The organism is Halomonas sp. DP8Y7-1 (assembly GCF_019801685.1).
GTDB classification, from domain to species: Bacteria; Pseudomonadota; Gammaproteobacteria; order Pseudomonadales; family Halomonadaceae; genus Halomonas; species Halomonas litopenaei_A.
Genome location: NZ_JAHVIN010000014.1, coordinates 43,497 through 63,822, shown reverse-complemented (window position 1 = coordinate 63,822; position 20,326 = coordinate 43,497). Strand labels below are relative to the sequence as shown.

18 protein-coding genes are annotated in these 20,326 nt (G+C 63.0%); 3 read left to right on the top strand and 15 right to left on the bottom strand.

Features of this window, described 5'->3' with window-relative positions:
* Positions 1 to 57: 57 nt before the first annotated feature.
* The 4 genes from KUV41_RS17165 to KUV41_RS17150 all read right to left on the bottom strand — a co-directional run bounded on the left by KUV41_RS17165 (position 58) and on the right by KUV41_RS17150 (position 4,372).
* Entirely contained in the window at positions 58 to 1,122 is a 1,065-nt protein-coding gene (locus tag KUV41_RS17165) for a DctP family TRAP transporter solute-binding subunit (protein WP_222484141.1), read from the bottom strand.
* A gap of 120 nt (positions 1,123 to 1,242) precedes the next feature.
* Positions 1,243 to 2,529, bottom strand: a complete 1,287-nt coding sequence (locus KUV41_RS17160; protein ID WP_222162325.1) for a TRAP transporter large permease — start codon at positions 2,527 to 2,529, stop codon at positions 1,243 to 1,245.
* 15 nt (positions 2,530 to 2,544) lie between these two features.
* Positions 2,545 to 3,057, bottom strand: coding sequence for a TRAP transporter small permease (locus KUV41_RS17155; RefSeq protein WP_222162326.1), 513 nt, complete (start codon positions 3,055 to 3,057; stop codon positions 2,545 to 2,547).
* Positions 3,058 to 3,403: 346 nt separating this feature from the next.
* Positions 3,404 to 4,372 (bottom strand): MurR/RpiR family transcriptional regulator, encoded by a 969-nt coding sequence (locus KUV41_RS17150; RefSeq protein WP_222486868.1) that lies wholly within the window; start codon positions 4,370 to 4,372, stop codon positions 3,404 to 3,406.
* A 309-nt stretch (positions 4,373 to 4,681) separates the two neighbouring features.
* Here KUV41_RS17150 and KUV41_RS17145 point away from each other — a divergent pair, with 309 nt between their 5' ends.
* Genes KUV41_RS17145 through KUV41_RS17135 form a run of 3 tightly spaced genes read left to right on the top strand, consistent with a single transcriptional unit; the run spans position 4,682 to position 8,091 of the window.
* On the top strand, positions 4,682 to 5,923 hold the full coding sequence (locus tag KUV41_RS17145) for a diaminopropionate ammonia-lyase (protein WP_222484138.1): 1,242 nt from the start codon (positions 4,682 to 4,684) through the stop codon (positions 5,921 to 5,923).
* Entirely contained in the window at positions 5,913 to 7,148 is a 1,236-nt protein-coding gene (locus tag KUV41_RS17140; RefSeq protein WP_222486867.1) for a Zn-dependent hydrolase, read from the top strand. Before KUV41_RS17145 ends, KUV41_RS17140 begins: the two co-directional genes overlap by 11 nt.
* Before the next feature lie 28 nt (positions 7,149 to 7,176).
* Positions 7,177 to 8,091, top strand: coding sequence for an N-carbamoyl-D-amino-acid hydrolase (locus KUV41_RS17135; protein ID WP_222486866.1), 915 nt, complete (start codon positions 7,177 to 7,179; stop codon positions 8,089 to 8,091).
* A 208-nt stretch (positions 8,092 to 8,299) separates the two neighbouring features.
* On the opposite strand, the gene ahpF is transcribed toward KUV41_RS17135, so the two are convergent.
* The 11 genes from ahpF to KUV41_RS17080 form a co-directional block, all read right to left on the bottom strand.
* The gene (gene ahpF, locus KUV41_RS17130) at positions 8,300 to 9,856 is read right to left on the bottom strand and encodes an alkyl hydroperoxide reductase subunit F (RefSeq protein ID WP_222486865.1); all 1,557 of its coding nucleotides are present in this window, start codon (positions 9,854 to 9,856) and stop codon (positions 8,300 to 8,302) included.
* Positions 9,857 to 10,120: 264 nt separating this feature from the next.
* Positions 10,121 to 10,684, bottom strand: a complete 564-nt coding sequence (gene ahpC / locus KUV41_RS17125; RefSeq protein WP_206941923.1) for an alkyl hydroperoxide reductase subunit C — start codon at positions 10,682 to 10,684, stop codon at positions 10,121 to 10,123.
* Positions 10,685 to 10,865: 181 nt separating this feature from the next.
* Positions 10,866 to 11,567: an RNA polymerase sigma factor FliA gene (locus tag KUV41_RS17120; protein WP_222162331.1), complete on the bottom strand. Its 702-nt coding sequence runs from the start codon at positions 11,565 to 11,567 to the stop codon at positions 10,866 to 10,868.
* Positions 11,568 to 11,589: 22 nt separating this feature from the next.
* Positions 11,590 to 12,000, bottom strand: a complete 411-nt coding sequence (locus tag KUV41_RS17115) for a flagellar protein FlhE (protein ID WP_222486864.1) — start codon at positions 11,998 to 12,000, stop codon at positions 11,590 to 11,592.
* Positions 11,997 to 14,078 carry a flagellar biosynthesis protein FlhA gene (gene flhA, locus KUV41_RS17110; protein WP_222486863.1) on the bottom strand — a complete coding sequence of 694 codons (2,082 nt, stop codon included), beginning with the start codon at positions 14,076 to 14,078 and terminating at the stop codon, positions 11,997 to 11,999. The genes KUV41_RS17115 and flhA overlap by 4 nt, the downstream gene beginning before the upstream one ends.
* A 43-nt stretch (positions 14,079 to 14,121) precedes the next feature.
* A complete protein-coding gene (gene flhB, locus KUV41_RS17105) occupies positions 14,122 to 15,300 on the bottom strand; it encodes a flagellar biosynthesis protein FlhB (RefSeq protein WP_222162332.1) in 1,179 nt (392 codons plus the stop codon).
* Positions 15,301 to 15,529: 229 nt separating this feature from the next.
* Positions 15,530 to 16,186, bottom strand: coding sequence for a protein phosphatase CheZ (cheZ, locus tag KUV41_RS17100; RefSeq protein WP_206941914.1), 657 nt, complete (start codon positions 16,184 to 16,186; stop codon positions 15,530 to 15,532).
* 26 nt (positions 16,187 to 16,212) lie between these two features.
* Complete coding sequence (gene cheY, locus KUV41_RS17095; protein WP_206941913.1) at positions 16,213 to 16,602, bottom strand: chemotaxis response regulator CheY; 390 nt, start codon at positions 16,600 to 16,602, stop codon at positions 16,213 to 16,215.
* Between the two features lie 39 nt (positions 16,603 to 16,641).
* Positions 16,642 to 18,333, bottom strand: coding sequence for a methyl-accepting chemotaxis protein (locus KUV41_RS19685; RefSeq protein WP_222486862.1), 1,692 nt, complete (start codon positions 18,331 to 18,333; stop codon positions 16,642 to 16,644).
* Between the two features lie 42 nt (positions 18,334 to 18,375).
* Positions 18,376 to 19,434, bottom strand: coding sequence for a chemotaxis response regulator protein-glutamate methylesterase (locus KUV41_RS17085; RefSeq protein WP_224907888.1), 1,059 nt, complete (start codon positions 19,432 to 19,434; stop codon positions 18,376 to 18,378).
* A gap of 55 nt (positions 19,435 to 19,489) precedes the next feature.
* Positions 19,490 to 20,326, bottom strand: a complete 837-nt coding sequence (locus KUV41_RS17080) for a CheR family methyltransferase (RefSeq protein WP_206942557.1) — start codon at positions 20,324 to 20,326, stop codon at positions 19,490 to 19,492.

Below are 20,326 nucleotides of genomic sequence, written 5' to 3'. Positions count from 1 at the left end.
GTCAGGAAGCGGCCTGAAGGCTTTTTGCGGCGAGAGGCTGACTCGCCGCTGTCGTGGTCAGGGCGTGCTGGCGCTGTCGATGGCATCGAGCATGCTGGCCAGCAGCGCTTCGCCCTCGCTGCCGTAGCGTTCGGCGATGACCTGACGCACCGCTGGCTGAGCCATCTCGACAAAGGCCTGGCGGGCTTCTGGGGTGATGGCGTTCACTTCCATTCCCTCGGCCAGCTTGGGCAGTCCGTTGTCCGAGGCCTCGATAATGCGTGACATCGAACGGCCAGCATCAACCGCGACATCGGCGGCCCAGTCAACGACCGTTTGCTGTTCGGCGCTGAGCCCATTGTAGAAGTCTTCGTTGATCAGCCAGACGTAGGGAGTGATCAGGTGGTTGCTGACCGTCAGGTAGGACTGGACTTCGTCAAAGTTGGCAAACGACGTCTGCTGGATAGGGTTCATCTGACCATCGGCTACTCCAGTCTGCAGCGCGGTATACACCTCAGACCAGGCCAGGGGCGTCGCTTCCGCGCCCAGTGCATTGATCATGGCCTCATGGGTGGGCAGCGTCATGGTGCGGATGCGCAGACCCTCCATGTCCGCGGTGGTCTCGATGGGACGCTGCGAATTGGTGAATTGGAAGAATCCGCCGCTGTCCAGCAGACCTAGCACCTTGAGTCCGTCGGTCTCGGCCTCGAGGTCATCTGCCAGGGCCTGACCGAAGTCACTCTCGAGATCGATGACTTCGGTCGCCACCGCGATATTGGGGAAGGCGAAGGGGATATCGAAGATGCCGATGCGGGGATAGTGCTCCGCCACCCCGCCGGCGGAGGAAATGGTGGACTGGACGATGCCCTGACCCACCTGGTTGATGACGTTGGCGTCTTCGCCAAGTTGGCCGGCGGGGAAGACCTCGACCTTGATCTCGCCATTGGTAGCCGTTTCTACCAGTTGCTTGAAGACGGCGGTCATCGCACCGGAGTTGCTGGCCGTAGGGTCCGGCGGATTGAGGTGGGCAATACGCATGGTGGTGGCCGCCAGCGTTGTGCTACTGGCCACCAGGGTGGCCGTCATCACGGCGCCAACGAGAAGGTGGCGCTTGAGCGTCAAGGTGGGAGTCGATAGGGACATGTGTCACTCCTTGCTGTTGTTATTCACTATGGCTTTTTACGTTCGCTTTTTACGTTGGTTGCTGCGGTGGTTTTGGTTGTTGTTGTGCTGTTGTCGTGATGGTTGAGGTGGCTGGCCTGGTCAGTCGGCAAGCCCCAGCATGCGAGGAATCGCCAGGCTGATAGGTGCCCAGTAGGCGGTTGCCAGTAGAACCAGTAGCTCGACCAGGATGAAGGGCCATAGCGAGCGAGTGATCGACTCGATGCGCTCTCCAGTGACGGATGCCAGGACAAACAGGCAGGCACCGACCGGAGGCGTCATCAACGAGATGGTGAGCGATAAAATGATGATCATGCCGGCATGCACCGGCTCCAGGCCGATGGTGGCGGCTAGTGGCGCGAGTACCGGAGCCAGAATGATAAGTGCCGCGTTGATGTCCATGAACAGGCCGATGAACAGCAGCAGTGCGACGATCATGGTCACCACGACCACCGGTGACTGCGACACTGACAGGAAGGCGTCGGCGATCAGCTGGGGAATTTGATTGAAGGTCATCCACCAGCCCAGGATCGACGCCGAAGCGATGATCAGAAAGATGACGCCGGTAATCAGTGCCGTCCTGGCCAGCATGTCATAGAGGTCCCGCCAGCCGATGTTGCGATAGCACACACAGCCAACGAACAGGGCGTAGAACACCGCCAGGGCAGCCGCTTCGGTGGGGGTGGTGATGCCTGTCAGGATGGCACCCAGAATGAACACTGGCAGGATGAGCGCCAGCAAGCTCAGGCGAAATTCCTTGAGAATGCGAGCCAGGCTAGGGCCCTGCTGGTCCTTGGGCAGGTTGAGGCGACGCGCTGTGGCAGCGATCAGGCACATGCAGACAAGGCACAGCAGCAGTCCTGGGATGATACCGGCAGCAAACAGACCTGCGATGGAGACACCCATCAGCGACCCGTAGATGATGGCCAGGGTGGAAGGCGGAATGATGGGGCCGATGATCGATCCTGCGGCGGTCACGGCGCAGGCGTAGGGGCCGCTGTAGCCCGCCTTTTTCATGGCCGGCACCAGGGTGTTGCCGAAAGCGGCAGCATCGGCAGTGGCAGAGCCGGTCAGCCCCGCGAACAGGACCGAAGCCAGCATGTTGGAATGTGCCATGCCTCCACGCAGCCAACCGACCAGGGACTGGGCGAAGTTGACCAGGTTCAGGGTCAGTCCCGAGCGATTCATGATTTCGCCGGCCAGGATGAAGAATGGCATCGCCAGGAAGGGAAAGAGATTGAGGCCTGAGAAGAACTTGTCCGGCACCATGGCCAGAAAGGTGCCGCCGCCCATGTCGATCAGACCGATCAGCCCAGCGACGCCTAGAACGATACCCACCGGCATGCCAATTACCAGCAGCAGCAGAAACGCAGATGCAACAATAACCATGTTCGTGACTCCTGCTCAGCTACGGTCCAGGGCGGGTTGCGGGGCGCTGCGCTGGAGGTCGCGAATGGCGGCCAGGGCGAGCTGCAGGCAGGCCACTCCGGATGCGATCGGAATGATCAGGTAGGGGTAGCCCTTGGCCACCCCGAAAATCATGGTGGATTGACTGAACCCTCTTTCCACGTAGGTCAGGCTGTAGACGAACATCACCGCAAAGAAGGCAATACCGACCAGGTCAAAGGCCAGGGCGAGAAAGCGCTTGGCGGACAAGGGGAGACGGTCGAAGAGCACCAGCATGCCGACATGTTGTCGCCGACAGATGCCGATGGAAATTGCCAGTAAAGCGACCCAGATCATCAGGTAACGCGCCAGTTCCTCGGTGAAGGTCAGGTTCCAGGGCAGTACGTAGCGTGCCAGGATGCCGACCCAGACGGTGATGACCAGCGCCGCCAGTAGAATGACGCAGCAGCGTTCTACCCAACGGTCCAGGGTATGGCTCCATCTCGACGCCAGGCTGTCGTGTGGTGACATGATGCGCGGCTCCCATCGTGGTGTGTCATTGTTGTTTACATCTTTGGTGCCATTTCTCGATGTCTTCTTCTAAATCATGCAGTTGTGTTAATCCTGGGGGAAAAGAATGGCCACCTTCAAATCCCCCGAGCTCTCTCTTGGTGCACCACCTTTTTCAGGTTGGTGCATGGCGCCATTTGATGACGCGTTGTCTTTTGCCAACGGCGGCGTTAGCTAGTTGGGTCATCTCATCCAAATAGGTCGATCGCTCGCCTGGTGTTGCAGTGAAATATCACCATGCAAGGAAAAGGATCCATCCTTATTGCCAGAAACTCTGTGCAGTTTATTAACGTATTTTTATTTAGAATCAATAACCTGTGAGTTCTGAAAGATCTTCATGAAGATCTTCTACTCGGCGAAGTCGCTCCTGGCAGGCGCCCATGTTTTCACGGTAGTAGGTCGTGCATATTGCTTGAATAAGGCTCAAGCATGAGGTGTAGCTGTCAAAGGGGGAGGATGACGCGACGCGTGCTTCAATGCGCCAGGTGCTGGTCAGTGACATGGGGCAGGATGGGTCCGTGACCAAAAGGCTTTTTGCCCCCTTTTGGTGACAGGCTGTCAGTACCGCCTGTTCCATGCCGGTGCGCCGTCTGAGTGCTACCAGAATCAGCATGTCCCCCTCGCCGATATCGACCAGGTCTTCCCCCAACGTCTGGCCTGCCTTGGGCAACAGCTGGACGTCGGCTCGCAATAGCTGCAGCTGGCGCTGGAATAGGCTGGCCAGCATCTGACTATTGCGAAACCCCACCACGTGGATGCGGTGGGCGGCGCTCAGCCCGGTAACGACCGCCGACAATGCGCCAGTGTCGAGTTCTGTCAGGCTGCGAGCAAGATTGTCCTGCTCCTGGGCCAGATGTGCGGCCAGCTCGACATTGTCGGGTTGGGCAAGGTCGGGTTGGGCAAGGCCAGCTTGGGCAAGGTCAGCTTGGGTCAGCGCAGCGGTGGCGTGCTCCTGGCCAACGTCCCCGGTTTGGCCTGCCGTCTCTCGCAGGACGGCGCCGCTGCTGGAGAGATACAGCGGTGACCCCCAGCGCTGGGCATCGCGAACCTGTTGCCTGGCCTCGTTGAAGTCACGATAGCCGAGCCGTCGAAACAGACGGGATGCCGCTGCACGTGAGGTGCCCGCAGCATCGGCCAACTCCCCTGCGCCGTAGCGAGAAATATCCCCTGGAAAGTTGAGCAGCAGCTCAGCCAGCCGCCGTTCAGCGGGAGGCAGCTGTTGCTGATGTGCCCTCAGCCGGGCTTCGAGGCTTGGTGACTTGGTCGTATCGTTCATGGAAAGAGTATGGCACCTCATCCAACGTTGTAAAAAACATTTTTCATCAATTGACAAAATGAAAATGTAATTTCAGATTAAGAAGGCCATCGCACCGGGTCTTCGGCGTGTCGGCTGGGTCAGACGCTGACAATGCCTTCAGCAAGGTCATTAGCGAGGCCTCTGGTCAGGCCCCTGATCTTGCCCCTGATCTTGCCCCTGATTTAGCCCCCTGGTGCGGCACGCGACACCGTGACGGTGTGGGCAGGACGGATCTTTGGTAGCGGCCTGCTGTTGCTCGTCATCCATTCTCGATGCCCAGGAGGCTTCATGTCTTCGCTGATCCACCAGACGCGTTGGCGTCACGTTGCCAACCCTCGCAGGACGACCGACACGCTGATCGGTGAGCGCCAGCGGGCCGTGCTCAACCCGCAAGCCCTTCATATGGCGCAAACGGAAATTCGCCGTTGGCCAGGTTATGCGCCGACTCCATTGGTCGGGCTTGATGGCCTGGCCAAGGCCTGCGGCGTGGCCGTGATCGACTACAAGGATGAAGCCGAACGGTTTTCGCTCAAGAGCTTCAAGGCCCTCGGCGGAGCCTACGCGGTGTTGCGGCTGATCAAGCGCCGCCTGGGAGAGGCGGTCACTAGCGACGCCCTGATGCGCGGAGAGTATCGCACAGCGCTGGAAGGGCTGACGGTCTGCTGTGCCACCGATGGAAATCACGGACGGTCGGTCGCCTGGGGGGCTAGTCAGTTCGGCGTGCGTTGCGTGATCTATCTTCACGCCACCGTGTCCGAGGGCCGGGAGCAGGCGATTGCAGACTTTGGCGCGGAAATACGGCGGGTGCCAGGCAACTATGATGATTCGGTGCGCCAGGCCGCCGAGGATGCTGCTGAATATGGCTGGTGTGTGGTCTCGGATACGTCCTACCCCGGATACATGGATGTGCCGCGTGACGTGATGCAGGGGTACAGCGTGATGGTCGACGAGGCGGTGGCCCAGATGCGTCAGCCGCCGACGCACTGCTTTGTGCAGGGTGGCGTCGGTGGACTGGCGGCAGCGACCCTGGCGCAACTATGGGAGGCTTATGGCGCCGAGCGGCCGCGACTGGTCGTGGTCGAGCCGGAGCGAGCGGCCTGCCTGCTGGCAAGCGCCGAGGCCGGACGGCCGGTCGCGGTCGAGGGCGAACTCGACACCCTGATGGCAGGACTTGCCTGCGGTGAGGTCTCTCTGCTGGCGTGGGAAGTGCTCGATGAAGGGGTGGATGATTACGTCGCGGTATCCGACGAGGCCGCGGTGGAGGTCATGCAACTGCTGGCAGCAGGTGTGGCGGGCGACTCGCCGCTGGTAGCGGGAGAAAGCGCCGTAGCGGGACTGGCGGGCCTGCTGATCGCCCAGCAGGATCCCGAGCTGGGAGCACGCCTTGGGCTGACGGCGGAGAGCCGTGTGCTGTTGATTGGCAGCGAAGGTGCCACTGACGACGATGTCTATCGAGAGCTGGTCGGAAGCAGTGCCGACGAGGTCCGCAGTGGGCAGTTCAGGGCCCGGGAGGTCGGTCATGTCAGCTGAACTGAGGGTCGATGGCGAGCGGCTGTGGCAGCGCCTCCAGACCCTGGGGGAGGTCGGCGGCCTGCCCGGAGGAGGTGTCTGTCGACTGGCGCTGACGGAAGAGGATCGGCTAGGGCGCGACAAGGTGATGAGCCGGATGCATGAGCTTGGCCTCGAGGTGCACCAGGATGCCATCGGCAATGTGTTTGGCCTGCGTGCCGGCCGTGAAGCGGGGGCACCGGTGATGACCGGCTCGCATATCGACACGGTTCGCACCGGCGGCGTATATGACGGCAATCTTGGTGTGCTGGCCGGGCTCGAAGTCGTGGAGACGCTCAACCGTGCCGGTCTTCAGACGCGCAGACCGCTGTGTGTGGCCTTTTTCACCAATGAGGAAGGCGCGCGATTTGCGCCGGACATGATGGGTAGCCTGGTCTACGTGGGTGGCATGACGCTTGAGCAGGCCCTGACGACGCGAGGCATCGACGGCGAGAGCGTGGCCGACTGTCTCGACCGCATCGGTGCAGCGGGTCAGCACCCCGTAGGCCAGCCCGATGTGCACGCCTTTGTGGAACTGCATGTCGAGCAAGGGCCGGTGCTCGAGCGCCAGGGCATTACCATCGGCGCGGTGGAGCAGGTCCAGGGCATCTCCTGGGCCGAGTATCGCTTTACCGGCAGGTCCAATCACGCCGGTACCACGCCCATGGACATGCGTCAGGACGCGGGTTTTGCTGCCATGGACACTGCCAGCTATGTCAGGCGTCGTGTCAGTGAGGCAGGCGGGCATCAGGTCGGTACCGTAGGGCGCATGTCGCTGACCCCGGACCTGGTCAACGTGGTACCGCAAACGGCCTGCATGACCGTCGACCTGCGCAATACCGATGATCGGGTGCTCACACAGGTCGAGGCGGACGTCGAGCGCCATGCGCGCGAGCTGGCGAAGCAGGAGGGGCTGCTCTTCGAGCGACACACCCTTGCGCGGTTTGCCCCTGTCGACTTCGATCCTGGCGTGGTGGAGCTGGTCGAAAACACGGCCAGGCGACTGGGACACAGTGTCCGTCGCATGCCCAGTGGTGCCGGCCATGATGCCCAGATGCTGGCGCGGGTATGCCCGACGGCGATGATCTTTGTCCCGAGCGTAGGCGGGATCAGCCACAACATCGAAGAGTACACCGCGATGGAAGACATCACCGCTGGCGCCAATGTGCTGCTGCAGGTGTTGCTCGAACTCGCCCAGACCCCCTGACGCCAGACGCGACAAGCAGAGAGAGCTCATGAGCCGACATATTGTAGTAGGTGCCGCCCAGCTGGGTCCGATTGCACGCGACGAGTCCCGGGAGCACGTGGTCGAACGCATGCTCGCCCTGATGGAGCGAGCCCATCAACGGGGTGTGACCCTGCTGGTGTTTCCGGAACTGGCGCTGACGACGTTCTTTCCTCGCTGGTTTATCGAAGACGAACAAGAGCTCGACCGCTTTTACGAGGGGGGTATGCCAGGCCCGGCGACGGATCCGTTGTTCGCCGCCGCGAAACGACTGGGCATCGGCTTCTATCTGGGCTACGCCGAACGCGTCCGTGAGGGCAGCCAGGTGCGCCGCTACAACACGGCCATTCTGGTAAACGAGCACGGCTCGCTGGTCGGCAAGTATCGCAAGGTGCACCTGCCTGGGCATGCCGAGCATGAGCCCTGGCGGCCCTTTCAGCACCTGGAAAAGCGCTACTTCGCCCCAGGAGAGGAAGGGTTCGGCTGCTGGGAGGCGTTTGGAGGCAAGATGGGGATGGCGCTGTGCAATGATCGCCGTTGGCCCGAGACCTATCGTGTCAGCGCCCTGAAAGGGGTTGAGCTATTGATGCTGGGCTACAACACGCCGGTGCACTATCCGCCGGTGCCGCAGCATGATCATTTGCAGGGGTTTCACAACCACCTGTGCATGCAGGCGGGGGCTTACCAGAATGGCATGTGGGTGGTCGCGGTCGCCAAGGCGGGACGTGAGGAGGGCTGCGACCTGTTGGGGCAGAGCTGCATCATCGCTCCTACCGGCGAGATCGTTGCCATGGCCAGCACCCTGGAAGACGAGCTGATCGTGCATGACTGTGACCTCGAGCGTACCCGGGAGATTCGCGAACACATCTTCAATTTTCGTTTGCATCGCCGCCCCGAGTGCTACGGCGTACTGGTAGAGTCATAAAAAAACCGCCCCGGAGGGCGGCAGGCTAGTCACGACCTTCCAGGTCGTGGACATCGCAGGGGCAAGGGGGCCTTGCGATGTCGTCAGGGAACGTCGTTACGTCTCGATGCCGGCGATTTCCTTACTCGAACACTGCATAGATGCCTGCGTGGTCGAGTCGCTGCACGGCGGGCGCCAGGCACCGCTGGGCTCATGTATTCAGTGCTTGCTACTGCCGGATCAGGTAGTCAAAGGCACCGAGAGCAGCGGTGGCGCCTTCACCGACGGCAATGACGATCTGCTTGTACGGCACGGTAGTGACGTCGCCAGCAGCAAAGATGCCCGGCACTGAGGTCATGGCGTGGGCGTCGGTGACGATCTCGCCGCGCTCAGACAGTTCGATCGGAGAATCCTTCAGCCACTCGGTGTTGGGTACCAGGCCGATCTGCACGAAGACACCTTCCAGCTCGACCGTCTTGAGTTCGCCGCTGGAGCGCTCTTCGTAGCTGAGGCTGGTGACGCGATTGCCGTCGCCGTTGATCTCGGTGGTGCGAGCCCCGGAAATGATCTCGACATTGGGCAGGCTGCGCAGTTTCTTCTGCAGCACGGCATCGGCACGCAGCTCGTCCATGAACTCGAACAAGGTCACGTGGGAGACGATGCCCGCGAGGTCGATGGCAGCCTCGACGCCGGAGTTGCCACCGCCGATGACCGCAACCCGCTTGCCCTTGTACAGGGGGCCATCGCAATGGGGGCAATAGGCGACGCCGCGATTGCGGTACTCGGACTCGCCGGGCACGTTCATTTCGCGCCAGCGGGCACCGGTGGCCAGGATCAGGGTCTTGGAGCGCAGGCTGGCACCGGAGGCAAAGCGGACCTCATGCTCGCCGCCCGGGGTGCTGGCCGGTACCAGTTCCACCGCCCGCTGCAGATTCATGATATCCACATCGTACTGCTTGACGTGTTCTTCCAGCGCCGTGGCGAGCTTGGGACCCTCGGTCTCCTGCACCGAGATGAAGTTCTCGATGGCCATGGTGTCGAGTACCTGACCACCAAAGCGGTCTGCCGCCACACCAGTGCGAATGCCCTTGCGCGCCGCGTAGATCGAGGCGGCGGCACCGGAGGGGCCACCACCGATGGTCAGCACATCGAAGGCCTGCTTGGCGGACAGCTTCTCGGCTTCGCGTTGTTCCGCGCCGGTGTCGACCTTGGCCAGAATCTGTTCGAGTGTCATGCGGCCCTGGTCGAAGGGCTCCCCGTTCAGATAGACACTGGGCACCGACATGATCTCGCGAGATGCCACTTCGTCCTGGAACAGCGCGCCGTCGATGGCATCGTGGGAGATGCGCGGATTCAGGATAGCCATCAGGTTCAGCGCCTGGACCACGTCCGGGCAGTTCTGGCACGACAGCGAGAAGTAGGTCTCGAAGTGCATGTCCGCATCGAGGGACGTGATCTGTTCGATCACTTCTTCGCTGGCCTTGGGCGGATGGCCACCCACCTGCAGCAGTGCCAGCACCAGCGACGTGAATTCGTGGCCCATCGGGATACCGGCAAACACCACCCCGGTAGGGGCTCCGTCGCGATGCAGGGCAAAGGAGGGCGCGCGCTGGTCCTGGCCGTCGGTGGACAGGCTGATATGGTCACTGAGTGCGGCAATATCGCTCAGCAGACCGTGGAGTTCCTTGGACTTGTCGCCGTCATCCAGAGTGGCGACAAGCTCGAAGGGGCGAGTGACGCGTTCGAGATAGGCTTTCAGCTGTTGCTTGAGAGAGTCGTCCAACATGACAGCGGCAATCCTGGTATCTATGGGAAAGTAAAACTCTGCGGCGGACGTGGCTTCACCCGGTCACGCGCTCGAGCGCAAGCTGCGTGGGCGTTGAGCAGGCCGCAGAATCCCCACCGAACCCCTCCAAACCCGCAGGGACCCGATCTCGCTTGCGCGACTGGTAGGATGACCGGGACGAGGAGCCCGGTGGGGAAAAGGGTGATCATCCCTGCGGGATGACAGGCGCCTCGCAGGAGGCGCCGTACTGCATATCGGCGAGGTTTAGATCTTGCCGACCAGGTCCAGAGACGGAGCGAGAGTCTCTTCGCCTTCCTTCCACTTCGCCGGGCACACTTCGTTCGGGTGAGCGGCGACGTACTGAGCAGCCTTGACCTTGCGCAGCAGCTCTTCGGCATTACGGCCGATGTTGCCAGCGTTGATCTCGACGATCTGGATCTTGCCTTCCGGATCGATGACGAAGGTGCCACGCTCGGCCAGACCGTCTTCTTCGATCAGCACTTCAAAGTTGCGCGAAATGGTCAGAGTCGGGTCGGCAATCATCGGGAACTGCAGCTTGCCGATAGTCTCGGAGCTGTCATGCCACGCCTTGTGGGTGAAGTGGGTGTCGGTGGAAACGCTGTAGATTTCCACGCCCAGCTTCTTGAACTCTTCGTAGTTGTCCGCCAGATCGCCAAGCTCGGTCGGGCAGACGAAGGTGAAGTCGGCCGGATAGAAGAAGACGACGCTCCACTGGCCCTTCAGGTTGTCGCTGGTGACGTCGACAAACTCGCCATTGTGGTAAGCGGTGGCCTTGAACGGCTTGACTTCGGTGTTGATCAGGGACATTCCCGTCTCCTTTGAGCGATGGGTGTGTTGTCTGAAGACAGGGCATACCTTACGCAGATTCGGACGATAGGATAAATTGAATGGCCTGATGATCCTGATAAGAGCTGGCTATGTTTGAGCGCGAGTGAAAGCGGGACACTCTTGCCCACAGGGTGGCCTCAGAGGGCCTTGCACCAGCGCCTCAGTAGTCGGCGAGATAGCCCCGTAGACGGCTGACGGCCTGGCTGTGAAGCTGACACACCCGCGATTCGCTGACCCCCAGCACGGCGCCGATCTCCTTCAGGTTGAGCTCTTCCTGATAGTAGAGCCCCATCAACAGCTGCTCGCGCTCTGGCAGGGCAGCAATCGCTTCGATCAGGGCCTCGCGGCGCTCTCCGTCCAACAGGTCTGCCAGTGGCGCCGCAGCAATCTGGTCGCTGAAACGGTGCTCGTTGCCTTCGGCCAGCAGTTCCTCGAAGGGCATCAGCTGGCCGTTGTTGACGTCGCCGAGCAAGCGCCGATAGCTGACCAGGTCCATGTCAAGGGCGGCCGCTATCTCATGCTCTTCGGGGGCGCGGCCCAGGCGTTGCTGCAGCTCCCGGGTGGCTTGATCCAGGGCCCTCGCCTGGCGCCGTACGCTGCGCGGCAGCCAGTCGCGACTGCGCAGTTCGTCCAGCATGGCGCCGCGTACGCGCTGGCTGGCAAAGGTCGAGAACTGGGCGCCCTGGCTGGCGTCAAAGCGCCCCAGGGCTTCCAGCAGACCGACGATGCCAGCCTGAATCAGGTCGTCCAGGTCCACCCCGGCGGGGAGTTTGACCTGCAGCGCCAGAGCCTGTCGGCGCACCATGGGAAGGTAGGCCTCAAGCTGGGATTGGTGCTCCATTCTGCCTTGAGCGGTGTACATGGCATTGTCCTCGGCGACAGCGTCAACGGTGATTGACGATCACGGTCATGCCCTCGACCGTCTGCGGTGGCGCACCCTCCGCCAGACGAAAACGAAAGACGAAGGGGCCGGCGGCGGCGAGCCCGGCAAAGGCCTCGGTGCTGCCACGCGCGGCGTTCAGGCGTACGCAGCGATGGCCGTGGCACAGGCGTGCCAACAGGCCTGCGCCAGGGGCCTGACGATAGCGCCAGACCACTCGCTCGACGACACCATCGGCGTGTCCGGCGGGCGGTACCAGCGCCGCTGAGTCACGCTCCAGTTGGCTGGAGGCGACGGACAGGCGCGGAGCGCTGGCGGTCCAGGCGCCCGGAAAGGCCACGGCGGTGGCACTTGCCAGCACGACCGCGATGGCCACAGCGGCAGCGCTAACGGTGCGTCGCAGGAAGCGGTTCACATGCCCCCCACTTGATGAGTGACGCGCAGTAGCCTGTCGTCTGGAATTTCGGCCTGGGACATCACCACCAGGTGACGCAGGCGCCGACGCAGGAAGCGCGCCAGCACTGGACGCATGTTCGGCGATACCACCAGGACCGGCGGCTCGCCGGTCGCTTCGTGACGAGCCAGGGCGGCTTCGGTCTGGTCCATCAGGGTCTGGGCCAGCCCCGGTTCGAGCGCACCGTTGCCGTTCATCGCCTGATTCAATACCTGCTCCAGCTGAGGTTCGAGGCCGATGACGTTGAGGGACGCCTGGCCGGCAAACCACTGCTCGGTGATGGCCCGGCCCAGGGCAATCCTCACCAGCGCCGTCAGCTCGGTGGGGTCCTGCTGATGAGGTGCGTGTTCTGCCAGGGTGTCGAGAATCGTGCGCAGGTCGCGGATCGACACATCCTCGTCCAGCAGCTGCTGCAATACCCGGGTGAACGCGGTCAGTGATAGCGCCTTGGGAACCACCTCTTCCACCAGGGACTTCTGTTCACTGCCCAGCTTGTCGAGCAGTTTCTGTACTTCCTGGCGACCCAGCATCTCGGACGCATGACGATGCAGCAGGTGATTAAGGTGGGTGGCCACTACGGTGCTGGCGTCTACCACGGTGTAGCCATAGACCTGAGCGCGCTCACGCTGGCTGGCACCGATCCAGATGGCAGGCAGGCCAAAGGCGGGGTCCTGGGTCGGCGTGCCTTCCAGTTCGCCGGATACCTGACCGGGGTCGATGGCCAGCCAGCGGCCTGGCCAGGCTTCGGCGCGGCCGATCTCTGCCCCCTTGAGGGTGACGCGATAGGTCGAGGCGTCGAGCTCCAGGTTGTCGCGAATATGTACCACCGGCGGCAGAAAGCCGACTTCCTGGGCAAACTTCTTGCGCACACTCTTGATCCGCCCCAGCAGCTCACCCTGCTGGCGGGCATCGACCAGGGGAATCAGGCGATGTCCCACCTCAAGACCCAGGGTGTCGACCAGCTGCACATCATCCCAGCTGGCCTCCGGGGCTTCGGTGGGAGGTGCCGGCGTTGCGCTTTCCTGCTCTTCCACCAGGCGCTTCTCGGACTGCCGCGACAGCCACCAGGCAAGTCCTGCCAGCAGACCCGTGAACAGCAGGAAGACCAGGTTGGGCATGCCCGGCACAAGACCGAGCAGGCCCATCACCCCAGCGGCCAGCAGCAGCACCTTGGGATTGACGAACAGCTGGCTGATCATCTGCTGGCCCACGTCCTGGTCGGTGTTGACCCGAGAGACCGTGACGCCGGCGGCGGTGGAGATGACCAGGGCCGGGATCTGAGCCACCAGACCGTCGCCAATGGTCAGTAGGATGTAAGTGCGAGCGGCGTCGGAAAAGGCCATGTCGTACTGCATCAGGCCGATCATCAGGCCGCCAAGGACGTTGACCACCATGATCACCAGGCCCGCCATGGCGTCGCCGCGCACGAACTTGCTGGCACCATCCATGGAGCCGTAGAAGTCGGCTTCCTGGGCCACTTCGGCACGCCGACGCTTGGCGTCTTCCTCGCCGATCAAGCCGGCGTTGAGGTCGGCGTCGATGGCCATCTGCTTGCCAGGCATGGCATCCAGCATGAAGCGAGCGCCCACTTCGGCGATACGCCCCGCGCCCTTGGTGATGACCATGAAATTGATGATCACCAGGATCAGGAAGACCACCAGCCCCACGGCGAAATTGCCGCCGACCAGGAACTGGCCGAAGGCCTCGATCACCTTGCCCGCAGCGTCGCCACCTTCGTGGCCGTTCATCAGCACGACCCGGGTCGAGGCGACGTTGAGTGACAGCCTGAGCAGGGTGGTGAACAGCAGCACCGCCGGGAAGGCAGCGAAGTCCAGCGGCTTCTCGGTGAACATGCTGACCAGCAGCACCATCACCGCCAGGGCGATGTTGAAGGTGAAGAACAGATCCAGCGCGAAGGGCGGCAGCGGCAGAATCATCATCGACAGGATCATGATGATCAGCAGCGGCCCGGCCAGCACCTTCATTGGCACCTCGGCCATCCAGTCGCGGCGCGTCAGATACTGGGAAAACGACTTCATCCGCGTGCTCCGTCAAGCCTGGATCGGGTGCTGGTGTCAGCGGTCATGGCTGTCTCTCATCGGTAGTCACGTCCTGTTCGGGCGCATCGGCGGCCACGGCCAGCTCGTCGGGAACGGCGATGGCCGTGGGGGCAGGGGGCGGGGCCTCGCCCTCGCTGGCGGCTCGCTTGAGGCCGAAGGCCCAGGCCAGCACCTCAGCCACGGCGGTATACAGCGCCATGGGGATCTCGCGATCGAGATCCACGTGGCGGTAGAGCGTTCTTGCCAGTGGCGGCGCCTCCAGCAGCGGCACCCCAGCCTCCTGGGCCAGGTCGCGGATGCGTGCGGCCACCGCGTCGGCTCCCTTGGCCACCACCCGCGGCGCCCCCATGTTGCCCTCGCGGTAACTCAAGGCCACGGCGAAGTGGGTGGGGTTGGTCACGACCACATCGGCCTCGGGCACCTTGCTCATCATGCGTCCGCGGGCCATGGCCTGCTGCTGCTGACGAATGCGGCCCTTGACCTGGGGGTCGCCCTCGGATTCCTTGTGTTCCTGCTTGATCTCTTCCTTGCTCATGCGCAGCTTCTTGGCATGGCTCCAGAGCTGATACGGCACATCGATCAGGATCACCACCACCAGGGTCAGCACCATCAAGGCGCTGGCTTCGGCCGCCATGCGCATCGCTGCGGCCAGGGCGGCGGCGATCGGCATCTCCATCAGGCCCAGCGCATCGCCCTTATGCAGATAGACGTAGCCCAGGCCGACGCCGCCGACCAGTACCGACTTGGCAATGGCCTTGGCCAGCTCTGCCAGGGCGTGGGTCGAGAACATCCGCTTGAGCCCCTTGGCGGGGTTGAGCTTGGACAGCTGCGGCTTGAGCGACTTGGCCGACACCAGCCAGCCTCCCAGCAGCGCCGGCGCCACCAGCGCGATCAGTGTCAGCAGCAGGAACAGGGGAATCAGGCTGATCAGGGTGCGGCTACCCAGGTCGAGGGCCTGGGACAGCATCGGCATGGTTTCCATGGCCTCGCGCCGCTCGAACAGGAAGGCCTGCTCCATGACCGAACCTAGCTGACCGTAGAGCATGCCACCCATCGACCACAGCCCGACCACGCCACCCAGCAGCAGCATAAAGGTGGCCAGCTCGCGGGAACGGGCTACCTGGCCCTCCTCCCTGGCCTTCTCCAGGCGTCGGGGGGTGGCCTCTTCGGTCTTTTCCTGATCGCTCGCGCTATCGGCCATGGGCAGTCAATGGGCACAGATTCTGGTATGACCCATTGTCGCCGCTGTTAGCCAGATCAAAGGCTCGAAAAGATGACGAGAACGCAGGCTTACCCCCGGATGGAGGTAAGCCCAGAGACATTCCCGGGAAGAACAGTCAGACGCCGCTTCAGCGCCGCAGCCGAAAGATGTCGTCGGCGATCACGCGCACGGCAGGCCTGTCACCAGGCGTATGGACCACGGCGTGAGTTTAGAAGCCAAGCTCGTCCAGCAGATCGTCGACCTGGTCCTGACTGGCCACCACGTCGCTGCTTTCCGGCTTGATCTGCGGGCCGTTGAGCAGCGAGTCCTCGTTGCGCCGCCGCAGGCTGTCGCGGGCATCCGTATCAGGCACATTGTCGATGAGCACCTGCACCAGCTGGTCCTCGATCTCACGGATGACGTCCATCATGCGCTTGATCACCTGGCCAGTGAGGTCCTGAAAATCCTGTGCCATCAAGATTTCCAGCAGCTCCTTCTGGGTGGCCTGGGTGTTTTCCGGCACCATCGCCAGATAGGCGCGAGTGTCGCTGACCAGGTCGCGGGCGTCGTCCAGCTCCTTGGGAGCGTCGAACCAGGCCTGCCAGCGCTCGTCCAGGGCCTGGGCATGCTCGCTCAGGCTATCCTGCAGAGGCTGGGCGCGATCGATGGCGTTGAGTGAACGTTCTGCGGCCTGCTCCGTCATGCTGGCCACGTAGCTGAGACGATCACGAGCGTCGGGGATGGCCTCTGCGGCCTTTTCGATCTCCTTGTCCAGGCCCAGCTCACGCATGCTTTCACGCAGCATGCGGGTCAGCTGGCCAATGCGCTGGACCAGGTCGTCGCCTTGTGCACCGGAGTTGGCGCTGGCGATCTGCGGGTGTGTCATCGTTGTCTCCTGGTGACGCCTTGGCGTCACATGCCGAGCTTTTCGAAGATCTTGTTCAGCTTTTCTTCCAGGGTGGCGGCGGTGAAGGGCTTGACCACATAGCCGTTGGCGCCAGCCTGGGCCGCGGCAATGATGTTTTCCTTCTTGGCCTCGGCGGTCACCATCAACACCGGCAGTGCCTTCAGACTGTCGTCGCCGCGGATGGTCTTGAGCATCTCGAGGCCGTCCAGGTTCGGCATGTTCCAGTCGGAGACGACAAAATCGTAGCCGCCTTCACGCAGCTTGTTGAGCCCGTCCTGTCCGTCCTCGGCTTCTTCTACATTGGTGAAGCCCAGTTCCTTGAGCAGGCTGCGCACGATACGTCGCATGGTGGGAAAATCGTCCACCACCAGAATGCGCATGTTCTTGTCGGCCATGAATCAGGTTCCTCATCGTTCGCTTGGGGAGGAGGGGGCCTAGAAGGCCTCCCATTCGGTTTCTTCGTGTCGTTGTGCGGTGCGTGTCGCGTGGGGCGCCGACTCGTCGTTGCGCGGTCTTGCGTCAGCAAGCGTTGGCGCGTCCGCGGCCGGTTCCGGGGCACGCTGGGAAAGCTCGGCGTTGCTATCGTCGGGCAGCTGGAAGATGGCGACCGTCGTGGCCAGCTGGCGGGCCTGGATGGCCAGGTCTTCGGCGGCGCGGGATACCTGCTGTACCAGCGCTGCATTTTGCTGGGTGGTCTGGTCGAGTTGGGTGACGGCCTGTCCGATCTGGCCGATACCCTCGCTCTGCTCGCGGGAGGCCACGGCGATCTCGTCGACAATGTCGTGGACCCGGCGCACGGCGTTGACCACCTCGGCCATGGTGTCACCGGCCTGGCGTGCCAGCTGGGTGCCCCCGTCGATACGCTGGGTGGATGTCTCGATCAGCGTCTTGATACGTCCTGCTGCCTCGGCGCTGCGGCTGGCCAGGCTGCGCACCTCGCCGGCGACGACCGCGAAGCCACGGCCCTGCTCGCCGGCCCTGGCGGCTTCCACCGAGGCATTCAGCGCCAGAATGTTGGTCTGGAAGGCAATGGCGTCGATCATCCCGGTGATATCGCTGATCTGACGGGAATCCTGGCTGATGGTCTCCATCGTCTCGACCACCCGCCCGACCACGTCTCCGCCCTGCTCGGCGGTGGTCGAGGCCTGGCTCGCCAGATGTCGCGCCTGGCCTGCATTATCGGCATTCTGGGCAACGGTGGTGGTCAGTTCGTCCATGCTGGCGGCGGTCTGTTCGATCGATGCCGCCTGCTGTTCGGTGCGTGCCGACAGGTCGACATTGCCAGCGGCGATCTCGCGACTGGCGTCGGCCATGCGAGTTCCTCCATGGCGAACCTCGCTGACGGTCTGGCCCAGCTTGGCCTGCATCTGGTGCATGGCGGCGAACAGCTGGCTGATCTCGTTGTTGCCGCGCACCTCGATGGGCTGGGAGAGGTCGGCGTGGGCGATCGCGTCCAGGGTACTCACCGCGCGCTTGAGCGGTTTGATCACCAGGCTTCGCAGCAGCAGGTAGGCGCCCAGCACCGCCAGCAGGATCATCACCAGGGCAGCGATCTCGAGCAGGCGGTCCGTGGCCACCTGGCGTTCGAAGTCGGCCTTGATGACATCGCCACGGCGGTCGGCGTAGTGACTGAAGTCATTGAGCACGTCGTTGAGGGCGTCAAGCTGCGGTGCCAGTTGACGGCTGCCCGCGGTGAAGCGCGTCATGTCGCCGGCTTCCAGCGCGTCGATCAGTGTCATCGCGCCCTCGATGACCTGGGGATAGCGGTCTTCGATCAACTGCCCCGTGGCGTCTCCCTGGGCGGTGCGTGGCACGGCGGCAAAGCGTTCGAAGTGGGTCCTGGCGCGTTCGACCAGTTCCCTGGCATGGCCAAGTCCGGACACCAGTTCCTGATTGACGCCGCCTGATGCCACTTCCACTTCCAGCAGGGCCTCATTGAGCAGCGCGTCACCGCGGCTGACGGCGTTGAGCTGCTCGACGTTGATACGATTGAGCAGAGACAGGGTCTGGGCGGCCTTGTGACTGCTCAGCATGCCGATCCCGAGGCCGACAATGGCCGCCACGAGCAGGCTGGCGAGCATCGCCACCATCAGGGTGTGCAGGCGAATATGATGAAGTCTTGCCACGGTAGAGTCCTCTAGCTGACGGCGCCCTGCCCAGGGCGATGATCAAACACGTTGGGCGCGCCCTGCTGCGGCCACCAGCGCCAGGATGCGCGGCGCGACGTCGGGCAATGCAATCACTTCCGTGGCGCCGCCCAGGGCGATGGCTTCCCGCGGCATGCCGAACACCACACAGCTGGCTTCGTCCTGGGCGAGAGTCTTGGCGCCGGCCTCGCGCATGCGCAACAGGCCCGCCGCACCGTCCTTGCCCATGCCGGTCAGCAGCACGCCGACGGCATTGGCACCCGCCAGGCGTGCCACGGAGTCGAACATCACGTCCACCGAGGGGCGGTGACGGTTGACCGGTGGGCCTGCGTGAAGTCGCGCGATGTAGTTGGCACCGCTGCGGGCGAGTTCCAGGTGATGATCGCCGGGGGCGATATAGGCATGGCCCGGCAACAGGCGCTCGCCGTCGCTGGCTTCCTTGACGGCGATTTGGCACAGCCGATCGAGGCGTTCTGCGAAGGAGCGGGTAAAGCCCCCAGGCATGTGCTGGGTGATGATGATCGCCGGGCTGGCGGCAGGCAGTGGCTCTAGCACCTGCCGAATGGCTTCGGTGCCGCCGGTGGAGGCCCCGATGGCGACCAGCTTTTCGCTGCCGATGATGGGTGCCGAAAGGCGCTGTGGTGGGGCTTCCCGAGGCTTGGTCTGACGCGGCCGAGAGCGCGCAGCAGCGCGTATCTTGTCGGCAATGTCGTTGGCGTAGTCGAGCATGCCGTCGCGGATGCCAAGGGTCGGCTTGGCCACAAAATCCAGCGCGCCAAGCTCAAGCGCCCGCAGGGTGATGTCCGAGCCGGCCTGGGTCAGTGACGACACCATCAGCACGGGCATCGGTCGCAGCCGCATCAGTCGCTCGAGGAAGTCGAGCCCGTCCATGCGCGGCATTTCCACGTCCAGCGTCAGCACGTCCGGGTCGTGGCGCTTGATCAAATCGCGCGCCACCAGGGGATCCGGCGCCACTGCCACCACTTCCATATCCGGCTGGGATTGGATGATTTCCTTGAGCAGGTTGCGAATCAGTGCCGAATCATCGACGCACAACACCTTGATCTTGGGGGCACTCAAGCCGCTCTCCTCTGGGTGGTCCATGCCAGGATTATCGGCAGGCGCGCGCCGATCTTTAGACGTCTGTCAGGGCGCCTGGCAACTGGTAGACCGTCTGCCCGCGCAGGCGGAAGGCGGCGGTGATCTGGGAAAAGTTCTCGGAATGTCCGGCGAACAGCAGACCGTCGGGCTTGAGCAGGGGGGCAAATCGCTCGAGGATGCGCTTTTGGGTTGGCTTGTCGAAATAAATCATGACGTTACGACAGAAGATGGCGTCAAAACGCCCCTCCAGACCCCAGCTGGGCGAGAGCAGGTTGAGGGCGTTGAAGCTGACCCGACGGCTAAGCTCGGGATGGACCCGAGCCATACCCTCCTGACGTCCCTTTCCCCGCAGGAAGTGGCGCCTCAGCAGGGCCGGGTCAAGCCGCGACAGCTGCTCGATGCTGTAGACCCCGGCCCGGGCGCGGGCCAGGGCCTCGGTATCGATATCGGTGGCGATGACCTCCAGATTGGCGGTGTTGCCGCCAAGGGCATCGCTCAAGGTCATGGCGATGGAGTAGGGCTCCTCGCCGGTAGAGGCGGCGGCGCTCCAGACGCGGTAGCCGCCGGAGCGCTGACGAGCGTGCTCTGCCAGCAAGGGAAAATGGTGGGCCTCACGGAAGAAGGCCGTGAGGTTGGTGGTCAGGGCGTTGGTGAAGGCTTCCCATTCCCTGGCGTCCGGGCGCTGTTCGAGCCGCTCCAGGTAGTCACTGAAGCGTACCAGGCCGTGATGGCGCAGGCGCTTGGCCAGACGGCTGTAGACCATCTCGCGCTTGTGCTCGGCCAGCACGATACCGGCCCGCTCGTAGATCAGCTGACGAATGCGAGAAAAGTCTCGTTCGGTCAACAGCAGGTCGCGCTCGAGCGAGGCCAT

Excerpts from the sequence above, each read along its gene's own strand:
- KUV41_RS17160 (WP_222162325.1), bottom strand. The coding sequence starts at position 2,529 with ATGGTTATTGTTGCATCTGCGTTTCTGCTGCTGCTGGTAATTGGCATG.
- ahpF (WP_222486865.1), bottom strand. The coding sequence starts at position 9,856 with ATGTTGGACGACTCTCTCAAGCAACAGCTGAAAGCCTATCTCGAACGC.
- KUV41_RS17120 (WP_222162331.1), bottom strand. The coding sequence starts at position 11,567 with ATGTACACCGCTCAAGGCAGAATGGAGCACCAATCCCAGCTTGAGGCC.
- KUV41_RS17150 (WP_222486868.1), bottom strand. The coding sequence starts at position 4,372 with ATGAACGATACGACCAAGTCACCAAGCCTCGAAGCCCGGCTGAGGGCA.
- KUV41_RS17140 (WP_222486867.1), top strand. The coding sequence starts at position 5,913 with ATGTCAGCTGAACTGAGGGTCGATGGCGAGCGGCTGTGGCAGCGCCTC.
- cheY (WP_206941913.1), bottom strand. The coding sequence starts at position 16,602 with ATGGCCGACAAGAACATGCGCATTCTGGTGGTGGACGATTTTCCCACC.
- flhA (WP_222486863.1), bottom strand. The coding sequence starts at position 14,078 with ATGAAGTCGTTTTCCCAGTATCTGACGCGCCGCGACTGGATGGCCGAG.
- KUV41_RS17135 (WP_222486866.1), top strand. The coding sequence starts at position 7,177 with ATGAGCCGACATATTGTAGTAGGTGCCGCCCAGCTGGGTCCGATTGCA.
- ahpC (WP_206941923.1), bottom strand. The coding sequence starts at position 10,684 with ATGTCCCTGATCAACACCGAAGTCAAGCCGTTCAAGGCCACCGCTTAC.
- cheZ (WP_206941914.1), bottom strand. The coding sequence starts at position 16,186 with ATGACACACCCGCAGATCGCCAGCGCCAACTCCGGTGCACAAGGCGAC.
- flhB (WP_222162332.1), bottom strand. The coding sequence starts at position 15,300 with ATGGCCGATAGCGCGAGCGATCAGGAAAAGACCGAAGAGGCCACCCCC.
- KUV41_RS17165 (WP_222484141.1), bottom strand. The coding sequence starts at position 1,122 with ATGTCCCTATCGACTCCCACCTTGACGCTCAAGCGCCACCTTCTCGTT.
- KUV41_RS17155 (WP_222162326.1), bottom strand. The coding sequence starts at position 3,057 with ATGTCACCACACGACAGCCTGGCGTCGAGATGGAGCCATACCCTGGAC.
- KUV41_RS17080 (WP_206942557.1), bottom strand. The coding sequence starts at position 20,326 with ATGGCCTCGCTCGAGCGCGACCTGCTGTTGACCGAACGAGACTTTTCT.
- KUV41_RS17145 (WP_222484138.1), top strand. The coding sequence starts at position 4,682 with ATGTCTTCGCTGATCCACCAGACGCGTTGGCGTCACGTTGCCAACCCT.